A 24,220-nucleotide genomic window follows, 5' to 3' on the forward strand; every position below is an offset into this window, starting at 1 on the left:
AAGCCCCGTTAATCAGCAGGAGAGATGGCGTGAACAGGATTTTTAGCAAGGTTTGGAACAAGTCGTTGGGGATGCTGGTTGTGGCATCGGAATTTGCGCGTGCGAATGGCAAAGGCGGCGCCTCTCGTCGGTTGCGCGCTGCCGTGGGCGCAGTCGCGCTGACCTTCGGTGTGGCCGCCGCTGGCGTGCATGCCACCGATAACCAGGTCGCGAAATTGGCGGCGGACACCACCGTGACACCCGAATCGGCGAGCGATGGTCAGCCGAACCCGGACGGTAGTTTTGCCACGGGTGGCGGCACCGCGACAGGAGCCAATGCCACGGCCATCGGTCATGACAGCCAGGCTATGGGCGCAGGCACCACCGCCGTCGGCGGCAACGCCAAAGCGTTGAAGGTCAGCGCCTCCGCTTTTGGTAGCAACGCGAAGGCAGCGGAAACCAATACGACCGCGTTGGGCACAAACGCCCAGGCCTTGCAGGCCACCGCAACGGCAGTCGGTGCGAATGCGCAGGCACGCTCCAACGCGGCTACCGCCGTAGGTTATGACTCGCGTGTGCTCGATGCGGCCACCAATGGCACGGCTGTGGGCTCGCGCAGCCAGGCACAGGCCGACAACAGCGTGGCGCTGGGTGCCGGCTCCATCGCCAATCGCGTCAATACCGTTTCTGTCGGCTCCGCCGGCAACGAGCGTCAGATCGCGAACGTCGCCGCCGGTACTCAAGCGACCGACGCAGTGAACAAGTCACAGCTCGACGCTGTCAGTGACAGCGTCAGCGACGCGCAACACTACTTCAAGGCCGATGGCGCGCACGACGGCAGCGACGATGCGGTGATTAACGGTAACGGCGCGATTGCTGTGGGCCGTAACAGTCAGGCGACCGCCAATGCGGCTACCGCGGTTGGTGGAGACAGCTCGGCCAGTGGCATCGGCAGTTCGGCCTTCGGTCAGAATGCGATGGCCTTTGGGGACGCCTCGGTTGCCGTTGGTCAAAGCGCGCAATCGTGGGGTTTTGGTAATACCGCGGTTGGCGCCAGCGCTGTGGCTGACGCTGATCAGGCCGCTACGGCACTAGGTGCATTGAGTGCGGCCTCGGGCACCGGCTCCACCGCGGTGGGTGGCATGGCTAACGCGGTCGGCCCGGGCAGCTTGGCTGCTGGCTTCAGCGCGATCGGTTACGGCGCGGCCAGTGTGGCGAATGGTGCTTACAGCGCTGCGATCGGCGACTTCAGTGTGGCTACGGGTCATGACGCCTGGGCGCTCGGTAAGGCATCCATTGCTATCGGTGATACATCTGCCGCTGTTTCCGACGGCGCTATCGCCATCGGTGGAAGCAGTAACGCTAATGGTCAGCAAGGTCTGGCGTTGGGTGATCAAGCCCTGGCCGACGGCGACTATGCCACCGCTGTTGGCGGCACCAGTTATGCCAGCGGCACCGGCGCTTCCGCGTTTGGTAACGGGGCGGTGGCTATGGGTGACTTCGCCAACGCCATCGGTTACGGCAGCGTGGCAACCGGCGAGAACGGTATTGCGATGGGCAACGGCGCCACGGCGAGTTCCGATTATTCCATCGCTCAAGGGTGGAATAGCAACGTCGGCGCAAATGCGAAAGGTGGCACTGCCATCGGTACGCTAGCTGGTATCGGCGACGGCGCTTCGGGTGGTCTGGCCATCGGCACGGTCGCCTATGTCGGAAAGAACGCGCTCAATGGACTGGCTATGGGCACGCTCGCGGGTGTCGCCAGTGGTGCGCAGAACGCGTTGGCTATAGGTACGTGGACGCTAGCTTCTGCCGATTCGGCGGTCGCTATCGGTGGCATTTATGCCGGTAGAGGCAATGTGATCCGCAGTACATGGGCGGATGGTGCCGAAAGCGTGGCCGTGGGCGCTGGTGCCCGAGCCTTCGGCGAACATGCCGTCGCACTCGGTGCGATGAGCTACACGACGGCGGACAATGCGATTGCCCTGGGTGATTTCTCGGTCGCCGATCGCGCCCACACCGTCTCGGTCGGCAGTGCCGGCAGCGAGCGTCAGATCACCAACGTGGCAGCTGGCACGGAAGCCACCGATGCGGTGAACAAGTCGCAGCTGGATGCAGTCGCTGCCGAAGGTCACGCCACCAGCAAGTACTTCAAGGCCAATGGCGTTGTCGGCCTGTTCGACGACGCTATCGCCGATGGCGACCGTGCGATTGCCGTAGGCAGTGACAGTCAGGCCCTGGGCTCGCATGCGACGGCGATCGGTGCGGGATCACACGCCAGTGGTGAACAGTCGCTGGCCATTGGCGACGATGCCAACGCCGCGAACTACAACGCGATTGCGATCGGTTCCAACGCGGTGTCCAGCGGCTGGGCGTCGATGGCGATGGGTCTTGGCGCCGTGGCGGATGGCGCACGCGGCATCGCCATCGGCGAAGGTGCGCACGCTTCAACCATGGGCACTGCCATGGGATGGGGCAGCCAGTCGACGGGCATGTACTCTACCGCTCTGGGTGGTGCTGCCTATGCCACCGGCTACAGCACGCTTGCCGCCGGTGCAGGTGCAACGGCGCTAGGCAACAACGCGACGGCGCTGGGTGCCGGAGCGGGTAGTTCCATCACCGTCGATCAGATCACCGCTGTCGGCTCCAATGCAGTAGCGAATGCCTTCCGGGGCACCGTTGTGGGTGCCGATAGCTATATCGCGGCGCCACAGAGCACGGCGATTGGCGCCAATGCCTTCAGCTTTGGCAACAATGGCACCGCCATCGGCGAAAGCAGCGAAGTGGCTTACGGTGCGGACAACGCGGTAGCACTGGGTTCGGGTTCGTATGCGGATCGCGCGAACACGGTTTCGGTCGGCGCTTCGGCGACCTGGACCGACGGCTATGGCGTTGAGCATCCGGCACTACAGCGACAGATCACCAACGTGGCGGCTGGCACGGAAGCCACCGATGCGGTGAACAAGTCGCAGCTGGATGCAGTCGCTGCTGAAGGTCACGCCACCAGCAAGTACTTCAAAGCCAATGGCGTTATCGGCCTGTTCGACGACGCTATCGCCGATGGCGACCGTGCGATTGCCGTAGGCAGTAACAGCCAGGCCTTGGGTTCGCATGCGACGGCGATCGGTGCGGGATCACACGCCAGTGGTGAACAGTCGCTGGCCATTGGCGACGATGCCAACGCCGCGAACTACAACGCGATTGCGATCGGTTCCAACGCGGTGTCCAGCGGCTGGGCGTCGATGGCGATGGGTCTTGGCGCCGCGGCGGATGGCGCACGCGGCATCGCCATCGGCGAAGGTGCGCACGCTTCAAGCACGGGCACGATTGCCTTGGGTTGGGGCAGTCGGTCGACAGGCAGGTTCTCCACCGCTGTGGGTGGCGCTAGCTCTGCCATCGGTTACAACACGCTCGCCGCTGGTGCGGGTGCATCGGCGCTAGGTAACAACTCGACGGCGCTGGGTGCCGGTGCGGGCAGTCGTGGCTACGTAGTCGATCAGATCACCGCTGTCGGCTCCGGTGCATCAGCGGGTGCCTACCGAGGCACTGTTGTGGGTGCCGGTGGCTATATCGCCGCCTGGGCGCCGCAGAGCACGGTAATCGGCGCCAATGCCTTCAGCTTTGGCAACAATGGCACCGCCATCGGCGAAAGCAGCGAAGTGGCTTACGGTGCGGACAACGCGGTAGCACTGGGTTCGGGTTCGTATGCGGATCGCGCGAACACGGTTTCGGTTGGCGCTTCGGCGACCTGGACCGACGGCTATGGCGTTGAGCATCCGGCACTACAGCGACAGATCACCAACGTGGCAGCTGGCACGGAAGCCACCGATGCGGTGAACAAGTCGCAGCTGGATGCAGTCGCTGCCGAAGGCCACGCCACCAGCAAGTACTTCAAAGCCAATGGCGTTATCGGCCTGTTCGACGACGCTATCGCCGATGGCGACCGTGCGATTGCCGTAGGCAGTAACAGCCAGGCCTTGGGTTCGCATGCGACGGCGATCGGTGCGGGATCACACGCCAGTGGTGAACAGTCGCTGGCCATTGGCGACGGTGCCAACGCCTCGAACTACAACGCGATTGCGATCGGTTCCAACGCGATGTCCAGCGGCTGGGCGTCGATGGCGATGGGTCTTGGTGCTGCGGCGAACGGTTACTACGCATCAGCCTTCGGCACAGGTAGCTTGGCCGACGGCGATTTCACGACGGCAGTAGGTGTGGGGGCGATGGCCATCGGCAATGCAGCCACGGTCTTCGGTGCTGAATCTTATGCCAGTGGCAACTACGGCCTGGCCGTGGGCGCTCGTGCTAATAGCGGTGGCGAAGACTCGATTGCCCTGGGCCATACCGCCATTGCCGGCGCCGACGGTGCGGTTGCGATCGGTGGCATCTACGTGCCACCGCCGGGTGAGGTGGGCTTTCTGGAATCCACGATAGCAACCGGACGTAATGCGGTTGCCCTGGGAGCCAGCGCAATGGCCAACGGTGCGGACAGCGTCAGCCTGGGTGCGGCTTCGGTCGCGGCTGTTGACCATGCCACCGCAGTGGGTGCGGGGGCGCAGGCCGTTGCCTCTGGCTCGACGGCGATTGGTTACAACTCGACCACCACGCGCGACAACACGGTATCGGTAGGTAGCGATATCAGAGGCATCAACCGTCAAATCACCAACGTAGCGGCTGGCACCGAAGCCACCGATGCGGTGAACAAGTCGCAGCTGGATGCAGTCGCTGCTGAAGGTAACGCCACCAGCAAGTACTTCAAGGCCAATGGCGTTACCGGCCTGTTCGACGACGCTATCGCAGACGGCGATTTTGCGATTGCCGTAGGCAGTGACAGTCATGCCTCGGGCTCGCATGCGACGTCGATCGGTGCGGGATCACACGCCAGTGGTGAACAGTCGCTGGCCATCGGAAGCATGAGTTCAGCCTCCGGTTTGAACAGCACAGCCATCGGTGCGGACAGCCATGCGGGTGGCGATTGGGGGACGGCCACCGGCGCATTCAGCAATGCCGGTGGTCTTGGCGCCACTGCCTACGGAGCCAATGCGCAAGCGGCGAATACCTTCGCGCTGGCGCTTGGCAGCAAATCCTGGGCACTCGCGGAAGGCTCGATCGCTGTCGGTACGGAAAGCTTAGCCAGGGCGACTCATGCGGTGGCCATTGGCACGGCGGCTCAGGCGAGCTCCTTTGGCGCGGTCGCCATCGGCGGTAAGTCTGGCAGTGACGGCGGTTTGGCCCAAATCACCTGGGCGGCTGGCACCGAAAGCGTGGCACTGGGTGCCGGTGCGCAGGCCTTCGGCAAACAGGGAGTCGCGTTGGGCGCGATGAGCGAAGCACGGGCAGACGACTCCGTCGCCCTTGGCAGCTTCTCCATCGCCGATCGCGCCCACACCGTCTCTGTCGGCAGTGCCGGCAACGAGCGTCAGATCACCAACGTGGCAGCTGGCTCGGCTGATACCGATGCCGTCAACGTGAAGCAGTTGAACACGGCCATCGAAGGTGTCGGCGGCGATCTGGCCAATGCGGTGAAGTACGACGATGCCAGCAAGTCGAGGATCACGCTGGAAGGCTCGGGTGGCACGGTGATCGGCAATGTGGCCAGCGGCAAGCTGAGCGCAAGCAGCAGCGAAGCCGTCAACGGCAGTCAGCTGTTCAACCTCGGCGATCAGACGGCCCAGCTGCTGGGCGGCGGTGCGTACATGACAAGCGCCGGTCTGGTGGCACCGAACTACATCATCCAGGGCAGCTCCTACTACAACGTAGGCGACGCGCTAAGTGCACTGGATGGTGCCTTCGGTTCGCTGGACTATCGCGTGGGTCAGCTGGAGGATGGGCATTCATTTGCATCGACGCCTAACCCGGCGGACAAGCCGACGACGGCACCCGTGGTCGAAACACCGACTGCTGTTGCTCCAGCGGCGGCACCGGCCATCGTCAGCAACGTCGCCAACGGTGTGGCCCCGACCGACGCGGCCAATGTCAGCCAGGTGGACGAAGCGCTGGTGACGGCCAAGTCCTATACCGACTCGACGGCCCAGCAGACGCTCACCGACGCCAAGTCGTACACCGACCAGAAGACCGCCAACCTGGTGAGCAACTCGGACTTCAATGCCTTCAAGTCCGACGTCAATACGCGCTTCAGCACCCTCGACACCCGCTTGAACCGCGTCGGTGCGATGGGTACGGCGATGGCCGGTATGGCGGGCGCTATTGCGGCAGCTCCAGGCACCGATAACCGCGTCAGTGCGGCCGTCGGTGGCTATCGCGGTCAGGGTGCGTTGGCAGTGGGTTATGCCGCGCGCATCCCGGGCAATGGCGCGATCTTGCTGGGTGGCTCCGTCGCTGGTGGTGGTGAATCCAGCGGCACGGTCGGCGTCAGCTTCGGCTGGTAAGGCAACACGCTCCCTCTCCGTTGGAGGGGAGAGGGAGTTCCTTCGTTTTTCCTCACGCCGCCATGCCATCCAGGGCATGGCGGCCGTCTGTCGGTTTTTCACCTTCCGGGCAGGGAAAACCCTACTCATGTTCCTCAAGGAGCCGTACATGAAGTCACCCCGTTCCTTCCGCATCCGCGCCATCGCTACGGCCGCGGCATTGGCTTTGGTCGTTCCGGCCATTCATGCCGCCGATGCTCCGAAGCTGGCCATGCCCAAGGCGCCGTCCAGCACGCAGACGACTGAAAGCTACAACCGCTTCATCGTTACCTATCGCAATGGCACCACCGAGCAGCGGGACAGCAAAGCCGCGTTGCAGAACGTGAAGGCCGCCGTGAGCCGTGCCGGCCTCGACGGCGCCACGCGTTTGGCCACCGGCGCTACCACGGCGCCGCTCAGCGTGTCGCATCTACGCAAGCTGGCGATCGGTGCGGAGCTGGTGCGTACTTCGCGCAACCTCAATCAGACCGAAGCCAACGCCCTCATGCAGCAGATCGCTGCCGACCCGGCGGTGTCCCATGTGGAACCGGACGTGATGATGCGCGCGGTACGCGACATCGCTGCACCGACGAATGCCACCCCGCAGACATTCACGCCTGACGATCCGTACTACGCGAAGTACCAGTGGCATTTCAGCGATCCGACCGGCGGCGCCAACATCAACAATGCCTGGGATCTTGCCGACGGTACCGGTGTGACCGTGGCCGTGATCGACACCGGTATCACGCAACATCCGGATCTCGATCTGTCGTTGGCCGATGCCGGCTACGACTTCATTTCCGATGCCACCGTGTCCGGCCGCGACAGCGATGACCGCGCGCCGGGCGGCTGGGACCTGGGCGACTGGACCACGGCAGGCCAATGCGGTCCTGGCTCGTCCGCAGACAACAGCAGCTGGCACGGCACCCACGTGTCCGGCACCATCGCCGAACTCACCAACAACGGTGAAGGCATGGCCGGTATCGCATACAAGGCCAAGGTGTTGCCGGTGCGCGTGCTCGGCCATTGCGGTGGTTACACCTCCGACATCGCGGATGCCATCGTTTGGGCTTCGGGTGGCCAAGTAGACGGTGTGCCGGACAACCAGCATCCAGCACGGGTCATCAATATGAGCCTGGGGGGTTCTGGCTCCTGCTCGGCCGGCAGCGTTACCGGCCAGGCGATTGCCGGTGCGATCAGTCGTGGCACCACGGTGGTGGTGGCAGCCGGCAACAGCAATGCGGACGCAGCCGATTTCTCGCCGGCCAATTGCCCCGGCGTGATCGCGGTGGCCTCCAACGGCATTGCCGGCAAGCGTGCGTTCTATTCCAACTACGGCGCGGGCGTCACCCTTTCGGCGCCGGGTGGTGGCGTGTATCCGAACGATGGCAGCAATGGCACGCCAATCAACACGGGATTCGTGTGGTCAACCATTAACGAGGGCACGACCGTGCCGGGCGATGCGGGCTACGGCGGCATGGCTGGCACCTCGCAGGCATCTCCTCACGTTGCCGGCACGGTGGCGATGATTTTGAGCGCTACGCAGGAAGCGCGGAAGGCCGCGCCGACACCGGCCGAGATCAGGGCACTTCTCACCAGCACAGCGCGTCGCTTCCCGGCTGCCACTGACAGGCCGATCGGCGCCGGCATCGTCGATGCCTATGCCGCTGTCAACAAGGCGCTGGGCAATGACGATGGTGGAGTCGAACCAGTCACTGCACTGACCAAGGGTGTGCTGCTGGGCAATCAGGCGGGTGGCACCTATGCATCTTCGGTGTACTCGATCAACGTGCCTGCCGGTGCTCGCAATCTCAACATCCGCACCCTGGGCGGCACCGGGGACGTCACGTTGTTTGTGAAGGCCGGCGCCCTGCCAGGGACGGAAGGCGAAGGTGCCGACTTCACCTCGGCCAAGCCGGGCAACAATGAAGCCGTGGTGATCGTTCAGCCGAAGACGACGACGTACTACATCCGCGTGTACGGTGCGCAAGCCTTCGGTAACGTCTCCGTGTTGGCGACATACACCAACTGAGTTATCGGTCTCCGAAGAACGAAAGCCCCCGGCGCGAGTCGGGGGCTTTTTGGTGTGTGGTGCTGATGAAAAGCGTAGATGACTACGAGGAGGCGATGCGGACCGAGCAATGGCAGCTCAAGTACTTCCTTCCCTTTGAACAAAGCGGAGCGGCCGACTCGGCGCGGGTACGCAAGCTATTTAAGATGTGAGGCTGGGCCCGATCCTGCCGGTAGCGACTACACCAGCCGCGGATGGGCCTGCCGTTTGCCTCCGTGGCGACTTGGCGGACCAGCTCCCTCGTTGACTATCAGCGACTTACGGCAATCTCGCCGAGCGCGTTCAGGCAGGGTGCGGCCGTTACCTCAGCGGCGCAGGCAGGGGTGGGTAAGGCCACCCTAAGCCAGCTATAATCAACCGGTTGCACTCACCTGCATGGTCACATGCCTTAACCGTGTCGACGTCATGCGTCGCACTGGTTCTTCCAGCGCTGTGACAATAACTAGCTTGAGACACAGGAAACAAAACCCATGGCACGCGGCATCAACAAAGTCATTCTGGTCGGCAACCTCGGCGCGGACCCCGAGACGCGCTACACCGGCAGCGGTACCGCGATCACCAACCTGCGTCTGGCGACGTCCGAGCAGTGGACCGACAAGCAGACCGGCGAAAAGCAGGATCGCACCGAGTGGCACCGCGTGGTGCTGTTCGGCAAGCTCGGCGAGATCGCTGGCGAATATCTGAAGAAGGGCCGCCAGGTCTATATCGAAGGCTCGCTACGCACCAGCAAGTACACCGACAAAGACGGCGTCGAGCGCTACACCACCGACATCATCGGCAGCGAGATGCAGATGCTCGGCGGCGGCGAAGCCGGCGGCGCGAGTGGTGGTGGCGGTGGCGGCGGTGGATACCGCGAGCGCCCCCAGGGCGGCGGTCAGCGCCAAAGTGGTGGCGGTTACGGTGGTGGCGGTCAGCAGCAGCGCAGTGGCGGCGACTACGGCAACCAGCAGCGCCAGTCCGCACCGCCTCCGATCGAGAACAACAGCTTCGACGACGACGATATTCCGTTCTGACCTTGATGAACTTTAGATTGTTAGGTTGAGAAGGTCGCCGTGCGAGGCTTTGATCTTCTGAATCAATGATTTGTGTCGTATGAAGCCGCGCCCTGATTTGTAAGATTGGGGCGCGGCTTTCTTTTGTCTTTTTCCAAGGAAAAGACTTGCGGAAATTTAAACTGTCAAGATAAAAGTGTGGCCAACATCCTTGTGAAGTTGGTGACGTGAGAGTTGAGACCTTAAGGCATCCGAGCGGGCAACAGATTCCCATACTTCTCGATGATGCTGACTTGCCTATGGTGGCTCCGAATGAATGGGTGCTCAAACGTTATGACCGCTCCGAAAACACGCTTTCCAGGAATCTACGTGAGCTAACGGTGCTCTATCGGTGGGCAAGGAGTATCTCTAACACCCTGCCGTGGCTCGCATGCCTGTACTCACAAGGGCGGAACCATCAGGTCCGCCTATGAATTCGGCCGCGCGAACTAGTCGAAGCCATCCCTTGGGGAGCCTGCCGTGCCCAACACTGCCGCCCAGCGGTCGTCGTAAACTGGAGCCGCCCCGGTCTTCAGAGGTCTGCGCATGTCACTGTGGTCAACGAAGCCCCAACTCATTGATGCCTTAAACGACCCGGATAACAAGGTCATTGCACTGACTGGAAAATGGGGAACCGGGAAGAGCCATCTATGGCAGGACGTAAAGGGCGAATCAAAAGAACCGGAAGTCACCAGGGCGCTCTATGTCTCGCTATTTGGCGTGGCAGACATGAACCAACTCAAGGTGAAAATTGTCCAGAGCGCCGTCCCTAACGCTGACGCAAATCGCGCGATGTGGCAGAGGGTAGATGCTGCCATTGCCGGCTTTAAGAAGTTGGCAACCTCATTTCATAAGGGTTTTTCGGCGCTTGATGACCTCGCGCTACTTGCCGTGCCTTCAATTCTCAAGAATCGCTTTCTAGTCTTGGATGACATCGAAAGGAAGCATGAGAAACTCAGCATCGACGAAATTCTTGGTTTTATCGACGAGGTTACCCAACTCTACGGAACGAGACTTGTCCTTATTCTGAATAGCGACCAGCTTTCAGATAAGGCAATGTGGGAAAAACTTCGTGAAAAAGTAATCGATCAAGAAATTCAGTTGGATACGTCGCCCGGCGAAGCCTTTGACATCGCCGCAAGCTCTACGCCGACACATTACGGCAGACCTATCAAAGAGGCTGTCGAAACGTGTGATCTAACCAACATACGAATAGTCCGAAAGGTTATCCGCGCCATCAACCGCATTTTGGGTGACAGAATCCATCTTCCAGCGTCGGTACTCGGCCGCATCATTCCCTCTACGACCCTACTAGCGTCTATCTACTACAGGGGAATTGAGAACGGACCAACCTTCGACTTCGTGTTACGAGCCGGTTCGCCAAGAGATGAGGAAGTAACTAACGCAGATTCGACCGAAGATGCTCACGAAAACAAGCACCGTACCCAGTGGAGGTCGCTGCTACACCAGCTCGGCATCAATTCGACCGATGAATACGAAATGCTCGTTGTGGACTATCTCGAAACCGGCCTCTTAGACGCTTCTGCAGTAGGAGTCATCATTGATCGGTATGTTGCCGAAACAGAGTTGATGGAAACTCATCAGCGCGTCCATGAATTTCGCGAGCATGCCCTTTGGCATCACAATCTGACCGAAGAAGCGCTTGTGGCCGAGGCGCGGAGCTTGGCGGCCGAAGCTAGTAGGATTGACCCTTACACAGTGACGTGGATACACGACCTCATCAGCGAGTTTCCTGGCGGAGAGGAGGTCGGGAATCTCATGCTTGATAACTGGCTCACCGCATTTTCCTCGAAGCCAGATCGCGGCGCCCCGGAGCGGGACTTCTTGTCTCGAAAGTTACATCCGCGCATCAAAGCGGAATTCGAGGCTCTCGCCAACGAGATTCAAGCAGAAACCACTTTGTACGATGCATGCGAACGCATTGCAGTCCACCGATCGTGGGGAACGCGTCAGACGTTAGCGCTTAGAGGCGCGACAGTTCAAGATTTCGAAGTGGCCATTCGGACGCTAGACATCGACAAGTTCAAACTGTTCATGTCTCAACTTATCGAGATGTGCGCGCATCCATCAACTTATAGTGAGCACTTCGGCACGGCGACTGAGCGCTTCATCGAGGCATGTAGAGGAATTTGCGCTGACCCTTCCTCTGGGCGACTAGGCAAGCTCATCCGAGTGCTCTTTGAGGACGGAAAGCTCTTGTCGCTTCTCGATCAAGAGCGAGCAACCTAACTACGACAGGACCAGCGCTCACGATCACGAGTAGTGGAAAGATCGACCCCAAGAGATCTAAGCATCACCAGCAACAACGATCACGACCAGCGGGAGGGATCACGATCAGCGTGAGCGATCGCTGGCAGCGCCTCGATAGAGAATCTCAGCAACAGAAGACAGGTCAGCCAGTGTCACCAGGGCGGTATCCCTTCAGCGGGAAATCCAGCCTCTCGATCGCATACGGTCTTGCCGCGCCGCTCGCAGAGTGCATCTATCAAATCAATCAGGTACGAAACAGCCTCCATGGACGACGAACTGCTGGCTAATCTCACCCAACTGGACAATGTCGGCTCCGATGATCTGGCTTCTGACCTTCCGTACCTAAGCTATTGGCTTCTGACTCCTGCGCGTGACGATGGGTATACGCCGTTCCAAGGCTTCAGCCTCGACATTGCCATTCCGGTGTTCTCCGACTTGATCCGGCTACTCTCGGTGCTGCCTGCGTCGCCCATGGAGATCTTTGCGCCCCCCGAAGCGCTGCCAGGTTTGCGACGCCCAGTTTCTAGCAAGCGCGCCGAGATAGTGGGCATGCCTTCTTTTCTGGAATTGCAAAAGAGACCAAGGGGGAAGAACGTCATCTCGATCATCCTCGGCCTTCCTCCCCAAATCGAGATCGCACTTGGTATTGCAGAGAACCCGCGTCCCATCTTCGTAACGACGACGTCGGTCGATGGTGCACTCGCAATAGAGGGGTATCAGGGACATCCCGCGCAGCTTCTCGACTCGGCAATTCGTGATGCGCTCCTCGCGCGACTGACACCAATACGCCATGAAGAAATCAGGGCTTTGAGTCTTAGGGAGCCATTTCAAGGGGGACGCCATCCCTCTCGCGTGGCTGGTGTCACACGGCCCAATGAGACCTTGGCCGAGTCCTTGGGATACGCCTATGCAGGTTTCGATCGCATTCGACAAGATGCCAAAGATTCCTACGTCGAGGCGATCCTTGATTCCTCCGACCGAGCGCGGGAACTGATCGACGATTCATCCACTGATGCGATCCTGTACGCACCGTCGATCGTGCGCCATTTGTATGCGTTCGGTAGCGCGTTCTGGAACAACTTGCTCCGCAAGATCCGGTCCCGAGAGCTACGAGACCTGATCAAGGATGGTGTGTTCCGGAACCCGGGATACTCTGGCTTCACGTTCACGTACGAAGGTCCGGAGACTATCAACCCCCATGAAGATGAGACTGCTAGCGTCATGTTATCCGTGCGCCGAGCCGAACTGCTCCTCACTGCGTAGGGTATCGGGGCACTCGCCGCAAACGGACTGAAGCCGGCCCTTCGGCTTCCGAACGCAGTCAACCTTCACAACGCCACCCTGCGGGAGATCGAACGACACGCCGACCGCTCGGATCTCCGTGGCCGGCAACTATTGCAGCGCAACTACATAAAGCTCACCAAAGATCTGCACGAAGTGATTCATCCGCGCATCTTCGATGACCTCCGACTACGCACCGAGGCCATCACCCTTGTGTCGGACGCACCGCTTGAATGGTTACGAGTCGATGGCCTGCCGTTGATGATCCGCCATGAGCTATCCCGCATTGGAATGACACCGGGTAACTTGATGCTCACGCAGTGCATCCATGCAGGGGGCATGATCCTCCCATCGAGCGCGCTGGAAGAGATCTTGATCATTCGTTCTTTCAGTGCCAATGACCCCATTCGACATGCCTTGGAAGTTGCCATTGAAGGTTTCAACCTTACGCGAGTAAGGACAACATTCGTCGATGTCAAAAATGGGGAGGAATTGATCGCCGCTCTGAACGGATTCCGGGGGGCACTCGTCGTCTTCGATTGCCACGGCGGCCACGGAGGCGATGATAGCCATGGCTGGCTGAGGATGGTCTCTGAGAAAGTGGATGTTTGGAATCTTGCGCATGTGGCGCGAGTTCCTCCGATCGTGATACTCAGCGCGTGCTCCACATTCTCACTTGCGGGGTCGCATGCCTCAGTGGCCAATGGACTTATAAGGTCCGGCGCCATCACGGTAATCGGGACATTTCTTCCCGTGAATGCAATTAGTTCCGCAATTTTTGTTGCGCGGCTTCTCTACCGGGTTGACAGCTTCCTTCCGGCGCTTAAACGGATGGACAGGAACTTCCTTACGTGGCGTACCTTGATCAGTACATTCCTGAGAATGAGCTATGCAACCGATCTGATGAAGTTCTTCATCGAAGAAAAGCAATGGATGGACAATTCGATGTTCGGCCGCATCGGCGAAAGGACGAACCACGACATCAATCGTCTGCACCCTGCTTGGTACCAGCGCCTCCTGCGTCGCATGTCACGAGCAGCACGCCGACCGATCATCGACATCCAAACCACTATCGACACTGAGTCGCCCCTGATGGAGACAATGTACTACTGTCAGACCGGACGACCTGAAACGATTGGCATCTTTCTCGATTGAATCGTTTGACCATAAGCTGAAGCTTGGCGTCCGGAACCGCAACGCTGACAGTGCTGAGATCCTTGCTCTGCATCATGCCCACTACAACAGTAAGCCTTCCTTTGCTGAGGCGACCTTCATCAACGATCACCATGGCGGGCGGGTGAACGACTAGGTTTATCGCTTGCCCGTGCGATAAATGACCTAAAAATAGGTTGTCTACGTAACTTTACATGTAATTTTGTCAATACTTCCGTTCTGAGGAACATATCGTTCCGATTCAAAAAAGCCCGCCAGAAGGCGGGCTTTTTCTTGGTGCGTTTCTGCGCGATATGGCTATCAGGGCACACCGCCCGCGCGAACCAACTCCATCACCTCATAACACGCGCCCATGGTGTGGTAATCGGTTTTGCCGGCGGGGCTCTTCTCGTCGTCGACCTTGCGGTTGTCGCGGGTGAGGATGCGGTACCAGGCGCCGTAGCGATGGTCGATGAAGTGCTGCCACGCGTACGCCCACAGTTTCTCGTACCACTCGTCGTACACGGCCAAGCCGGTGCGCGCGCGCAGCAGGGCCGCGGCGGCGAGCGATTCGGCTTGCACCCAGAAATATTTGTCGTCGTCGCAGACGCTGCCGTCGGGCGCGAAGCCGTAGCAGATGCCGCCGTGCTCGTTGTCCCAGGCGCGAGCCAAGGCCGTGTCGAACAGATGCTTCGCGGTCGGCACCAACCAGTTTTCCTCGCGGCCGCGTTCCAGCAACAGGGGTTCCATGATTAGCAGCAGCTTGGCCCACTCGGTCTGGTGGCCAGGCTGGAAGCCCCACGGGCGGAACAGGTGTTTGGGATCGTCGCGGTGATAATCCCAGTCGATGTTCCAGTGCGCATCGTAGTGCTCCCACACCAGCCCGTCCGCCTTGGCGGCCTGGCGACGCGTGATGTGATCGGCGAGGGTGAGCGCGCGTTCCAGATAGCGTGGTTCGTCGCAGGCCTGGTACGCCGCCAGCATCGCCTCGCACATGTGCATATTGGCGTTCTGGCCGCGGTAGGTGCTGAAGTTCCAGTGCTCGTCAGCCTCGTCGCGGTAGAGGCCGGCGTCGGCATCCCAGTAGCGCTGTTCCAGCAGGTTCCAGGTTTCGTCCATCCAGGCTGCGGCTTCGGCGATGCCGGCCTTCAAGGCAGTGGAATAGGCGAGCAGCACGAAGGCGACGCCATAGGCGTGGTTGGTGCGGTCTTCCGGTTTGCCGTCGCGGATGGTCCAGGCATAACCCCCCGTGTTGAAATCGCGATGGACTTCGCGCAGGTAGCGCAGGCCATGGCGTGCCGCGTCGAGATAGGCCGGGTCTTCGAATTCGCGCCATGCCATCGCGTAGTTGAAGACGAAGCGCGTGCTGCTCACCAGATGACGGTGGCTACGATCGTAGATCGCGCCGTCGTCTTTGAAATAGTGGAAGAAGCCGCCGGCCGGATCGATCGCGTGTGGATGGTAGAAGGCCATCGTTTGCGCGATGTGCCCGCGCAGGAAGGTTTCGCTGCGGAAGTCGGGAGGGGTTTCGTCGTTCATGCGTGGGTTTCCATGAAAGCAAGCACTTCGGCTTCGTCGGGCATCGCCACGAACGAACCCTGGCGGGTCACAGTGAGGGCGCCGCAAGCAGCGGCGAAGCGCAGCATCGCGTGCAGGCGGGGTAGTTCGCTCACCAGGTGATCGAGCTGATCGCTGCCGGGCTCCAAGGTGGCCAGCCGATGCAGCAAGCCACCGACGAAGGCATCGCCCGCGGCCGTGCTGTCGACGTTGGGCACGTCATAGACAGGCATCTCGCCTTCGGCATCGGGATGGAACCAGCGCAACGACCGCGAGCCGTCGGTGACTACTAGCAGACGCGCGCGCCCGCGCCAGAGCTGTTCGAGTGTGGCCTCTTCGCCATCCACGGCGAGCCATTCGAATTCCTCTGCGCTGAGCTTCACCACATCGGCGAGGTGCAGTGCCGGCCACAGCAAGGGGCGCGGGTCGGCGTCGCGCGGCCACAGGGCAGGGCGCAAGTTGAGATCGAAACTGACCCAGGCGCCAGCTGCCTGCGCGCGCCGCATGCCTTCGCGCGTGGCCTCGGCTAGGGGCATCTCGGTCATGCTATTGGAGCAGACGTGGAACACCGCGGCGTTGCGAAAGCTTTCCTCACGGAAATGCGTCGGACGAAACAGCAGGTCGGCCGAGGGCGGGCGATAGAAGCTGAAGCTGCGTTCGCCATGACTGTCGAGCGCGACGAAAGCCAATGCGGTGTTCGCCTCATCGGTGCGCGCCACGGCGGTGGTGTCCACGCCCGCGCGATGCAGGCTGTCGAGCAGGAAGTCGCCGAACATGTCCTGGCCGAGCATGCCGGCGAACGCTGCCGACCCGCCCAGGCGAGCCACCGCTACGGCGACATTAGCCGGCGCGCCACCCGCAAACGGTACGAAACTGCGAGGAAAGCCTTGCGGGTCGCGGCCTTCGCTATGGAAGTCGATCAGTGCTTCTCCGAAGCACAGGATGTTGCGTGGCATTGAGTGGTCTCAGTGGGTGACGGCGGTGCGGATCTGCGATCCGCGCAGGCCGTAGAAAACGATGTAGCCGTAGCACAGCATCGGCAGTATGAAAGCGTGTTGCACGCCGATATGGTCGGCCAGGATGCCCTGCGCCAGCGGCACCAGCGCGCCGCCGACGATGGCCATGATCAGCAGGCTGGAAGCCTTGCCGGTCAGCGGCCCCAGGCGCTCGATACCGAGCGCGAAGATGGTGGGGAACATGATCGAGTTGAACAGGCCGATGGCGATCACGCTGTACATCGCCGTCGAGCCCGTAGTCATCATGGTGGTCAGCACCAGCAAGGCGGCGATGCCGGCGAAAACCGCGAGCAGGCGGCGCGCATCGAAGCGCACCAGCAACACCGCGCCAGCGAGGCGGCCGATCATCGCGCCGCCCCAATAGAACGACACGTAATGCGCGGCTTCTTTCTCGCTCATGTGGCCGATGTCCGGCAGCGACAGGTAGTTCACCAGGAAGCTGCCGATCGACACTTCGGCGCCGACGTAGAAGAAGATCGCCAGCACGCCGAACAGTACGTGCGGGTGGCGCAATGCTTCGGCCAGCGTGTGGCGCTGATGGTCGGCCTTCTCGGTGGTTTCGGTCAGCGCGGGCAGGCGGAACAGCCATACCAGCCCGGCAAGCAGGATAAGCACGATCGCCAGGCCAAGGTACGGTCCCTGCACCGACTGCGCTTCATGCGCGCGATACGCCAGCTGCTCCGCGGCGGGCAGCGCATCCACGTCGGCTGCGCTCTTCACTGTCGTGGAGAGAATCAGCAGGCCGCCGAACAGCGGCGCCAGTGTGGTGCCGAGCGAGTTCATCGCCTGCGCGAGAGTGAGCCGGCTGGGGCTGCTTCGCTCGGGGCCGAGCAGGGCCACATAAGGATTCGCCGCCACCTGCAGCACGGTGATGCCGGTGGCGAGCACGAACAACGCGGCCAGGAACACTTCATAGTTGTGCAGCGCCGCGGCCGGCCAGAAGCCCGCAGCGCCCAGGCCGGCGACGCTCAGTCCAGCCACGATGCTCTGCTTGTAGCCCAAATGCGCCACCACGCGTCCCGCCGGTAGCGACATCAGGAAATACGCGCCGAAGAAGGTGAACTGCACCAGCATGGCGCGTGCGTAGTTCAGTTCGAACACCGCTTTCAGATGCGGAATCAGAATGTCGTTGAGGCAGGTGAGGAAACCCCACATGAAGAAGATCGTGGTGATTACGCCCATCGCCAACGGGTAGTCGGTGTAACGCTCGTTGGTCGCCTCAGAGCGCGATGAAATCGATGAGGTGGGCGGTGAGGCGAAGGCCATGAGGGTTCCTCGGTCGGGGTCAGGAGTTGCGCGGTGCAGCGCTGCTTTCGCGCACTACCAGCGTCACCGGAGCGACGATGGTGGTCGCATCCGCTTGCGGTTTGCTCAGTCGGGCAAGCAGCAGTTGGGCGGCCTGGCGACCGCGTGCGCGCGGATCGGTGGCGAGCGTGGTCAGCGGTGGCGTGCTGAAGGCGGCTTCGGCGACGTCGTCGAAACCGGTAACGGCGAAATCCTTGCCGGGCTGCACACCGCGCTGGTTGAGGCCAAGCATCAGGCCCAGCGCAACGGCGTCGTTGTAACAAACCGCCGCCGTCGGCGTCGGTTGGGCGGTGAAGAGTTCGCCACAGGCGCGCACGGCGTCCATGCGGGTGGGGGCGGTTTCGACCCGCCAGTGCGCTGCGATCGGCAGGCCCGCGGCGGTCATCGCGTCCACGTAGCCGGCGTAGCGCTGGCGGCACGAACTGGAATCGCCGTGCCCGCCGTAGAACGCGATGCGTCGGTGTCCTTGCGCGATCAGGTGCAGGGTGGCCAGTCGCGCACCGTGCTGGTTGTCCAGCATCAGTCGATCCCAATGCGCGTATTCCGGCAGGCTGCCGCCAAGTTCGCGGTTGAACAGCAGCACCGGTGTCTGCGCACCGACCGCATCGAGCACATGTCGTGCGTCGCTGCCCTCGGCGGGCGAAAGGATGATGCCGCCCGGGCCGTGCTCGATCAGCGAGCTCAGCACGGCCTGTTCGCGCTCCACCGATTCGCCGGTGTTGCCGAGCAGGGTGACGAAGCCAGCCTCGCCCAAGGTCTCGTCCACGCCGGACGCGAACTCCGCGAAGAACGGGTTGGCCAGTTCATTGAGCACCAGGGCGATGCTGGATGAAGTGCGGCGGCGCAGGTTGGCGGCCGCGCGGTTGTACACATAACCTTGGCGACGCAATTCGTCTTCCACCCGCGCGCGGGTGTGTTTGTTCACCAGCGGACTGCCGCGCAACACCAGGGACACGGTGGCGCGCGACACGCCGCAGCCGGCGGCAATATCGTTCAGAGTGATCTTGCGGCGGATTGATGTGGTGCTTTCCATGGCGCTCACGGGTGATTAGAACGATCCAAAAGTAGTCGATCCGCCAAGGATAGTGATCTCGCACTGCAACATGCGCGACGCCGGACGGCGGTGCTAGCGTGCGCTTATTTGGAACGATCTAAATCATTTAGGGGAAAAGTCGATGGCGAAGCTCCTGTTTCAAACCGGCCTGTCCCAAACCCGCCTGTCCCAAATCCTGATATCGACGCTGCTGGCGGCCGCCGTATCGCTGTCGCCCTGCGCCAGCTATGCCGCCGCCGGCCATGCCGCCGACGTCGATCCGCGCATAGGCACCGGCGGTGACGGGCACACCTTCCCCGGCGCAACGATGCCGTTCGGCATGATCCAGCTTTCCCCCGACACCGCCATGCCGGACTTCAAGCACGCCTATAAATGGGCGGCCGGCTACCAGTACGGCGACAGCAGCCTGCTCGGCTTCTCGCACACCCATTTCTCCGGCTCGGGCCATTCGGACCTGGGCGATGTGCTGGTGATGCCGATCGCTGGCGAGGTGCGGCTGGAGCCGGGCGACGCCGCCAAGCCGGGCAGCGGCTACCGCTCGCGCTTCAGCCACGACAGCGAAACAGTGGAGGCCGGTTACTACGCCGTCACCCTGAGCGACTACGGCGTGCGCGCCGAACTCACCGCCGGCCGTCGCATTGGCTGGCACCGCTATACCTTCCCGGCGGGCAAGCCGGCGCATCTTCTGCTCGACCTGCGTCCCAGCATCTACGACTACCCGGGCAAGGTGCTGTGGTCGAGCTTGCGCGTGCACGAGGACGGCACCGTCACCGGATGCCGGCAGACGCGCGGCTGGGCGCCCGGCCGCGAACTGTGCTTCGCCATGCGTTTCTCCCAGCCGCTGTCGTCGCGTCGCTTGTTCGATCGCGAAAGCGACGTGGCGTACAAGGGTTTCAAGGGGCCGGGCTATGAGGCGGAAGACAAGGACGCGCAGCAAGGGCGCGCCTTGGTCGGCGTGTTCGACTTCGGCCAGCTGAAGCAGCCGCTGGGTGTGAAAGTGGCCATCTCGTCGGTGAGCGAGGCCAACGCCATCGGCAACCTCGACAGCGAAGGCCAGGGCTGGGATTTCGACGCCCGCCGCGCCGAGGCGCGCCATGCCTGGGATAAAGCCTTGGCGGTGATCGACATCGACGCGCCCAAGCCCGAGCGCACCAGCTTCTACACCTCGCTGTACCACGCCATGCTGTCGCCCACGCTGAGCATGGACGTCAACGGCGACTATCGCGGCCCGGACCATGCCGTGCATCGCGCCGAGGGGTTCGAGTTCCATTCCACCTGGTCGCTGTGGGATGTGTACCGCGCGCAGCAGCCGCTGATGGTGTTGCTGCAGCCCAAGCGCAGTGTCGATTTCGTGCGCTCGCTGATCGCCGCGCGCGAAGCGAGCCCATTCGGCATCCTGCCGGTATGGGCGTACCAGGGCCTGGAGACGTGGTGCATGATCGGTTACCACGCTGTGCCGGTGATCGCCGATGCCTACGTCAAAGGCATCCGCGGTTTCGATCCCGATGCGGCCATGAAGGCGATGGTGGCCAGCGCCACCTACGCACCCTATGGCGGCCTCGGTGACTACATGAAGCTCGGCTACGTGCCGATCGACAAAGAACCCGAAGGCGCCTCCAAGACGCTGGAGTATGCCTACGACGACTGGTCCATCGCACAGATGGCAAAGGCCATGGGCCGCGGCGACATCGCGGCGACCTACAACCAACGCGCTGGCAACTGGCGTAACGCCTACGATCCAAAGACCCGCTTCATGCGCGCCCGCAAGACCGACGGCGCCTTCCGCGAACCGTTCGACCCGGATGTCGCTGGCTATGGCAGCGACTACACCGAAGGCAATGCGTGGCAGTACTCCTGGTACGTGCCGCAGGACGTGGCCGGCTTGGTCGCCGCGATGGGTGGCGACGCACCCTTCGTCGCCAAACTCGACAGCGTATTCGACGCCAAAGTCGACCCCACGCGCTTCGCCCACGTGGAAGACATCACCGGCTTGATCGGCTGGTACGCCCACGGCAACGAACCCAGCCACCACCTCGCCTACCTTTACGACTACGCCGGTGCCCCCTGGCAAACGCAGAAACGCCTCAAGCAGATCATGGACAGCCAGTACGCACCGCGCCCGGATGGACTCGCCGGCAACGACGACCTCGGCCAAATGTCCGCCTGGTACATCTTCACCGCCCTCGGCTTCTATCCCGTCACTCCCGCCAGCGACGAATACGCCATCGGCCGCCCCTTCCTCGCGCGCGCCACGTTGAACCTGGCGGATGGCAAGACCTTCACCGTCACCGCCTCCCCGTTGGATGACGCCCATCCCTACGTCGGTGCCGTCACCCTCAACGGCAAACCACTGGACCGCGTCTTCCTCCGCCACGGCGACATCCTCGCTGGCGGCGAACTGCACTTCAGCATGCAGGCCGAGCCGAACCGCGCGTGGGGTCAGTCGGCGGCCGCACGTCCCAGCTCGATGAGCGCCTACCAGCCCTGATAGCGCGTAGGAGCTCGTGTAGGAGCGCACCTTGTGCGCGAAAGCCCTGCGCTAGCAGGGCAGCTGTTGGACCGTGGAGCACGGCCCTATCGGACCGTTTCACTCGGGCCATCCATGGCCCTCGCCCTGCGGGCGGCTTCGCCGTGCAAACCGGCAGTCCTGCCGGTTTGTCGCGCACAGGGTGCGCTCCTACAGGGGGAGGTTTGCGTGCAGACGGGCCCTCTCCACGGAACTGAGGGGGAGATAACCTGCTGGCAGCCATAAGACGATTCTGTAACCATGCTCCGCATGCCACACCCATCGTGGAAACTCGCGTCGGCCACCCGTCCGCGGATGAGGGACCGGGTCGCCTTGCGTTGGCGCCTGGGCGGGCTGCTGTTTGCTGTGCTGGTGATCGTCGCGCTGCCTTATATCGTCACGCGCAGCGGCGCCCGCGATGCCCTCGAGGCAAACGCGCGGGTGACGCACTCCTCCGAGGTGAAATCGCTCACCTATCGCATCGCCTATGTCACCCGCGATGGCGAAGCGGCGATGTATCGCCTGCTCGGTGGCGATGACAACCCGCAGGTGCAATTGCGCGCCAATCGCGCCGGCAAGGACATTCCCGGCCTGCTGGCGCAGTTGCGAGACATGACGCGTGACAGCGCCGATCAGCAGGCACGCATCGGTGCGCTCGGCAGCACAGTGACCGGTCGCCTCGCGCTGACGGATCAGGCCATGCTGCGTTTCCAGCACGGCGATATCCGCGGCGCTGGTGATGCCCTGCGCGATTCCGGCACGCTGTTCAAGATGGACGACCTGATCGAAGGCATCGTGCAAAGCGAGGACGCCATCTTGCTGGCGCGCCGCAACGAAGCGAAGCAAGCTTCGTTCAACAGCAGCCTGGCGTTGTCGATCACCGCTGCCGCGCAGATCCTGTTGCTGGCCATTGTGGTGATCGTTTCGGAACGGCAGATCAGCCGCCGTCTGCGCGCCGAGGCGCGCGAAGGGCAGGCAGTGCAGCGTTCGCAGCTGATCGTACAGGCGGTGCGCGAGCCCATTGCCCTGCTCGATGCCAAGCTCGGCACCTTGTTGGTGAATGCGGCCTTCGGGGAGCTCTACGGCTTGCCGCCGACCCAGCGGAAATCGCTTGCGTTGACCGAGATCGGCGAGGGTGCCTGGCGCGACAGCGCGCTGTTGCAACGGCTCAACGATGTGTTGCTACTCGACCGCGAGCTGTGGGATTACGAGCTGATCCAACGCACGGTGGATGGCGTCGATCGCCACGTGGTGATCAACGCCCGCCGCCTGCAACAGGATGGCGGTGGCGATCCTGTCTTGCTATTGACGGTGAGCGACGTTACGGCGCGCGCCTTGGTCGAGCAGCAAGTGAAGGAGCTCAACCGCCAGCTGGAAGGCAAGGTGGCGCAGGTCTCCGACGTCAATCGCGAGCTGGAGGCCTTCAGCTATTCCGTCTCGCACGACTTGCGCGCGCCGCTGCGGCACATCGCCGGCTTCGCCAGCAAGCTGGACCAACATCTGGGCGAGCAGGCGGACGAAAAGACGCGGCACTACATCGAGGTCATCAGCGACGCGGCCCGCCGCATGGCGTTGCTGATCGAGGACCTGCTGGTGTTCTCGCGCCTTGGTCGCGGCGCGTTGCGTCTGCAGCCGGTGGACATGCAATCGCTGGTGGAGGAAGCGCGCGTGCTGGCCGAATCGGAAGTGCATGGCCGGCGCATCCAGTGGTCCATGGCGCCGCTGCCCATTGTGATCGGCGACGAGAACATGCTTCGCACGGTATGGCAGAACCTGCTGGGCAATGCAGTGAAATACACCGGCAAGTGCGAGGTCGCGCGCATTCATGTGGACATGCACCGCAGCGGCAACGGCGACTACGAATTCGTGGTGAGCGACAACGGCGCCGGTTTCGACATGCAATACGCGGGCAAGTTGTTTGGTGTGTTCCAGCGCCTGCACCGGGCATCGGAATTCCCAGGTAACGGCATTGGCCTGGCCAACGTGCGACGCATTGTCCTGCGTCATGGCGGCAAGGTATGGGCGGACGCGCAGTCAGGGCAGGGCGCGCGTTTCCATTTCACCTTGCCTGCCTCCGACCTGGCAGACGCTTTTGCGCAGGAACGGCAATGAAGCATCGCCACATACGCACCATTTTGTTGGTGGAGGACAGCCTGGCCGACGCCGAGATGTCGATGGAGGCCCTGCACGGCGCGAATCTCGCCAACCCGGTGGTGCATGTGGAAGACGGCGTCGACTGCATGGACTATCTCTATTGCCGCGGCGACTGGGCGAACCGTGAACCATTAGATCCCGCGGTAGTGCTGCTGGATATCAAGATGCCGCGCATGGATGGGCTGGAGGTGCTGACCCAGATGCGCGCCGATGAGCGCTTGCGGCGCGTGCCGGTGGTGATCCTGTCGTCTTCGCGCGAGGAGCGCGACCTGGCGCATAGTTGGGACCTGGGTGTGAATGCCTATGTGATCAAGCCGGTCGACGTCGATCAGTTCTTCGATGCGGTGCACACCCTGGGCCAGTTCTGGGCGGTGCTGAATCAGGGGCCCGAAGGGGATTGAGCAGGTCCTGAGTCGTCCATGCAAGGCACGGACGT

General features: G+C 62.1%; 13 protein-coding genes. 9 read left to right on the plus strand and 4 right to left on the minus strand.

Annotation, left to right across the window (positions count from 1 at the left end):
- The first annotated feature begins 29 nt into the window (after positions 1 to 29).
- The 6 genes from OUZ45_RS02910 (at position 30) to OUZ45_RS02935 (ending at position 14,195) form a co-directional block, all read left to right on the plus strand.
- Positions 30 to 6,368, plus strand: coding sequence for an ESPR-type extended signal peptide-containing protein (locus tag OUZ45_RS02910; RefSeq protein WP_266168419.1), 6,339 nt, complete (start codon positions 30 to 32; stop codon positions 6,366 to 6,368).
- Positions 6,369 to 6,516: 148 nt separating this feature from the next.
- Positions 6,517 to 8,418, plus strand: a complete 1,902-nt coding sequence (locus OUZ45_RS02915; RefSeq protein ID WP_266168420.1) for a S8 family peptidase — start codon at positions 6,517 to 6,519, stop codon at positions 8,416 to 8,418.
- Between the two features lie 509 nt (positions 8,419 to 8,927).
- A complete protein-coding gene (gene ssb / locus OUZ45_RS02920; protein ID WP_266168421.1) occupies positions 8,928 to 9,470 on the plus strand; it encodes a single-stranded DNA-binding protein in 543 nt (180 codons plus the stop codon).
- 564 nt (positions 9,471 to 10,034) lie between these two features.
- Positions 10,035 to 11,738, plus strand: a complete 1,704-nt coding sequence (locus OUZ45_RS02925; protein ID WP_266168422.1) for a P-loop NTPase fold protein — start codon at positions 10,035 to 10,037, stop codon at positions 11,736 to 11,738.
- Between the two features lie 285 nt (positions 11,739 to 12,023).
- Positions 12,024 to 13,022 (plus strand): hypothetical protein, encoded by a 999-nt coding sequence (locus OUZ45_RS02930; RefSeq protein WP_266168423.1) that lies wholly within the window; start codon positions 12,024 to 12,026, stop codon positions 13,020 to 13,022.
- Positions 13,023 to 13,154: 132 nt separating this feature from the next.
- Positions 13,155 to 14,195 carry a hypothetical protein gene (locus OUZ45_RS02935; protein ID WP_266168424.1) on the plus strand — a complete coding sequence of 347 codons (1,041 nt, stop codon included), beginning with the start codon at positions 13,155 to 13,157 and terminating at the stop codon, positions 14,193 to 14,195.
- Between the two features lie 318 nt (positions 14,196 to 14,513).
- On the opposite strand, the gene OUZ45_RS02940 is transcribed toward OUZ45_RS02935, so the two are convergent.
- From OUZ45_RS02940 to OUZ45_RS02955, 4 genes are all read right to left on the minus strand, one after another.
- A complete protein-coding gene (locus tag OUZ45_RS02940) occupies positions 14,514 to 15,731 on the minus strand; it encodes an AGE family epimerase/isomerase (RefSeq protein WP_266168425.1) in 1,218 nt (405 codons plus the stop codon).
- A complete protein-coding gene (locus OUZ45_RS02945) occupies positions 15,728 to 16,705 on the minus strand; it encodes a carbohydrate kinase family protein (protein ID WP_266168426.1) in 978 nt (325 codons plus the stop codon). Before OUZ45_RS02945 ends, OUZ45_RS02940 begins: the two co-directional genes overlap by 4 nt.
- A gap of 9 nt (positions 16,706 to 16,714) precedes the next feature.
- Entirely contained in the window at positions 16,715 to 17,947 is a 1,233-nt protein-coding gene (gene fucP, locus OUZ45_RS02950) for an L-fucose:H+ symporter permease (RefSeq protein WP_266168561.1), read from the minus strand.
- A gap of 103 nt (positions 17,948 to 18,050) precedes the next feature.
- Positions 18,051 to 19,103, minus strand: coding sequence for a LacI family DNA-binding transcriptional regulator (locus OUZ45_RS02955; RefSeq protein ID WP_425601663.1), 1,053 nt, complete (start codon positions 19,101 to 19,103; stop codon positions 18,051 to 18,053).
- Positions 19,104 to 19,245: 142 nt separating this feature from the next.
- Here OUZ45_RS02955 and OUZ45_RS02960 point away from each other — a divergent pair, with 142 nt between their 5' ends.
- The 3 genes from OUZ45_RS02960 to OUZ45_RS02970 all read left to right on the plus strand — a co-directional run bounded on the left by OUZ45_RS02960 (position 19,246) and on the right by OUZ45_RS02970 (position 24,185).
- A complete protein-coding gene (locus OUZ45_RS02960) occupies positions 19,246 to 21,612 on the plus strand; it encodes a GH92 family glycosyl hydrolase (protein ID WP_266168428.1) in 2,367 nt (788 codons plus the stop codon).
- 333 nt (positions 21,613 to 21,945) lie between these two features.
- Positions 21,946 to 23,742 (plus strand): sensor histidine kinase, encoded by a 1,797-nt coding sequence (locus OUZ45_RS02965; protein WP_266168562.1) that lies wholly within the window; start codon positions 21,946 to 21,948, stop codon positions 23,740 to 23,742.
- Positions 23,739 to 24,185, plus strand: a complete 447-nt coding sequence (locus tag OUZ45_RS02970) for a response regulator (protein WP_266168429.1) — start codon at positions 23,739 to 23,741, stop codon at positions 24,183 to 24,185. The genes OUZ45_RS02965 and OUZ45_RS02970 overlap by 4 nt, the downstream gene beginning before the upstream one ends.
- The last annotated feature ends 35 nt before the right edge of the window (positions 24,186 to 24,220 follow it).

This window comes from Dyella subtropica (genome assembly GCF_026283965.1).
GTDB lineage: Bacteria > Pseudomonadota > Gammaproteobacteria > Xanthomonadales > Rhodanobacteraceae > Dyella_D > Dyella_D subtropica.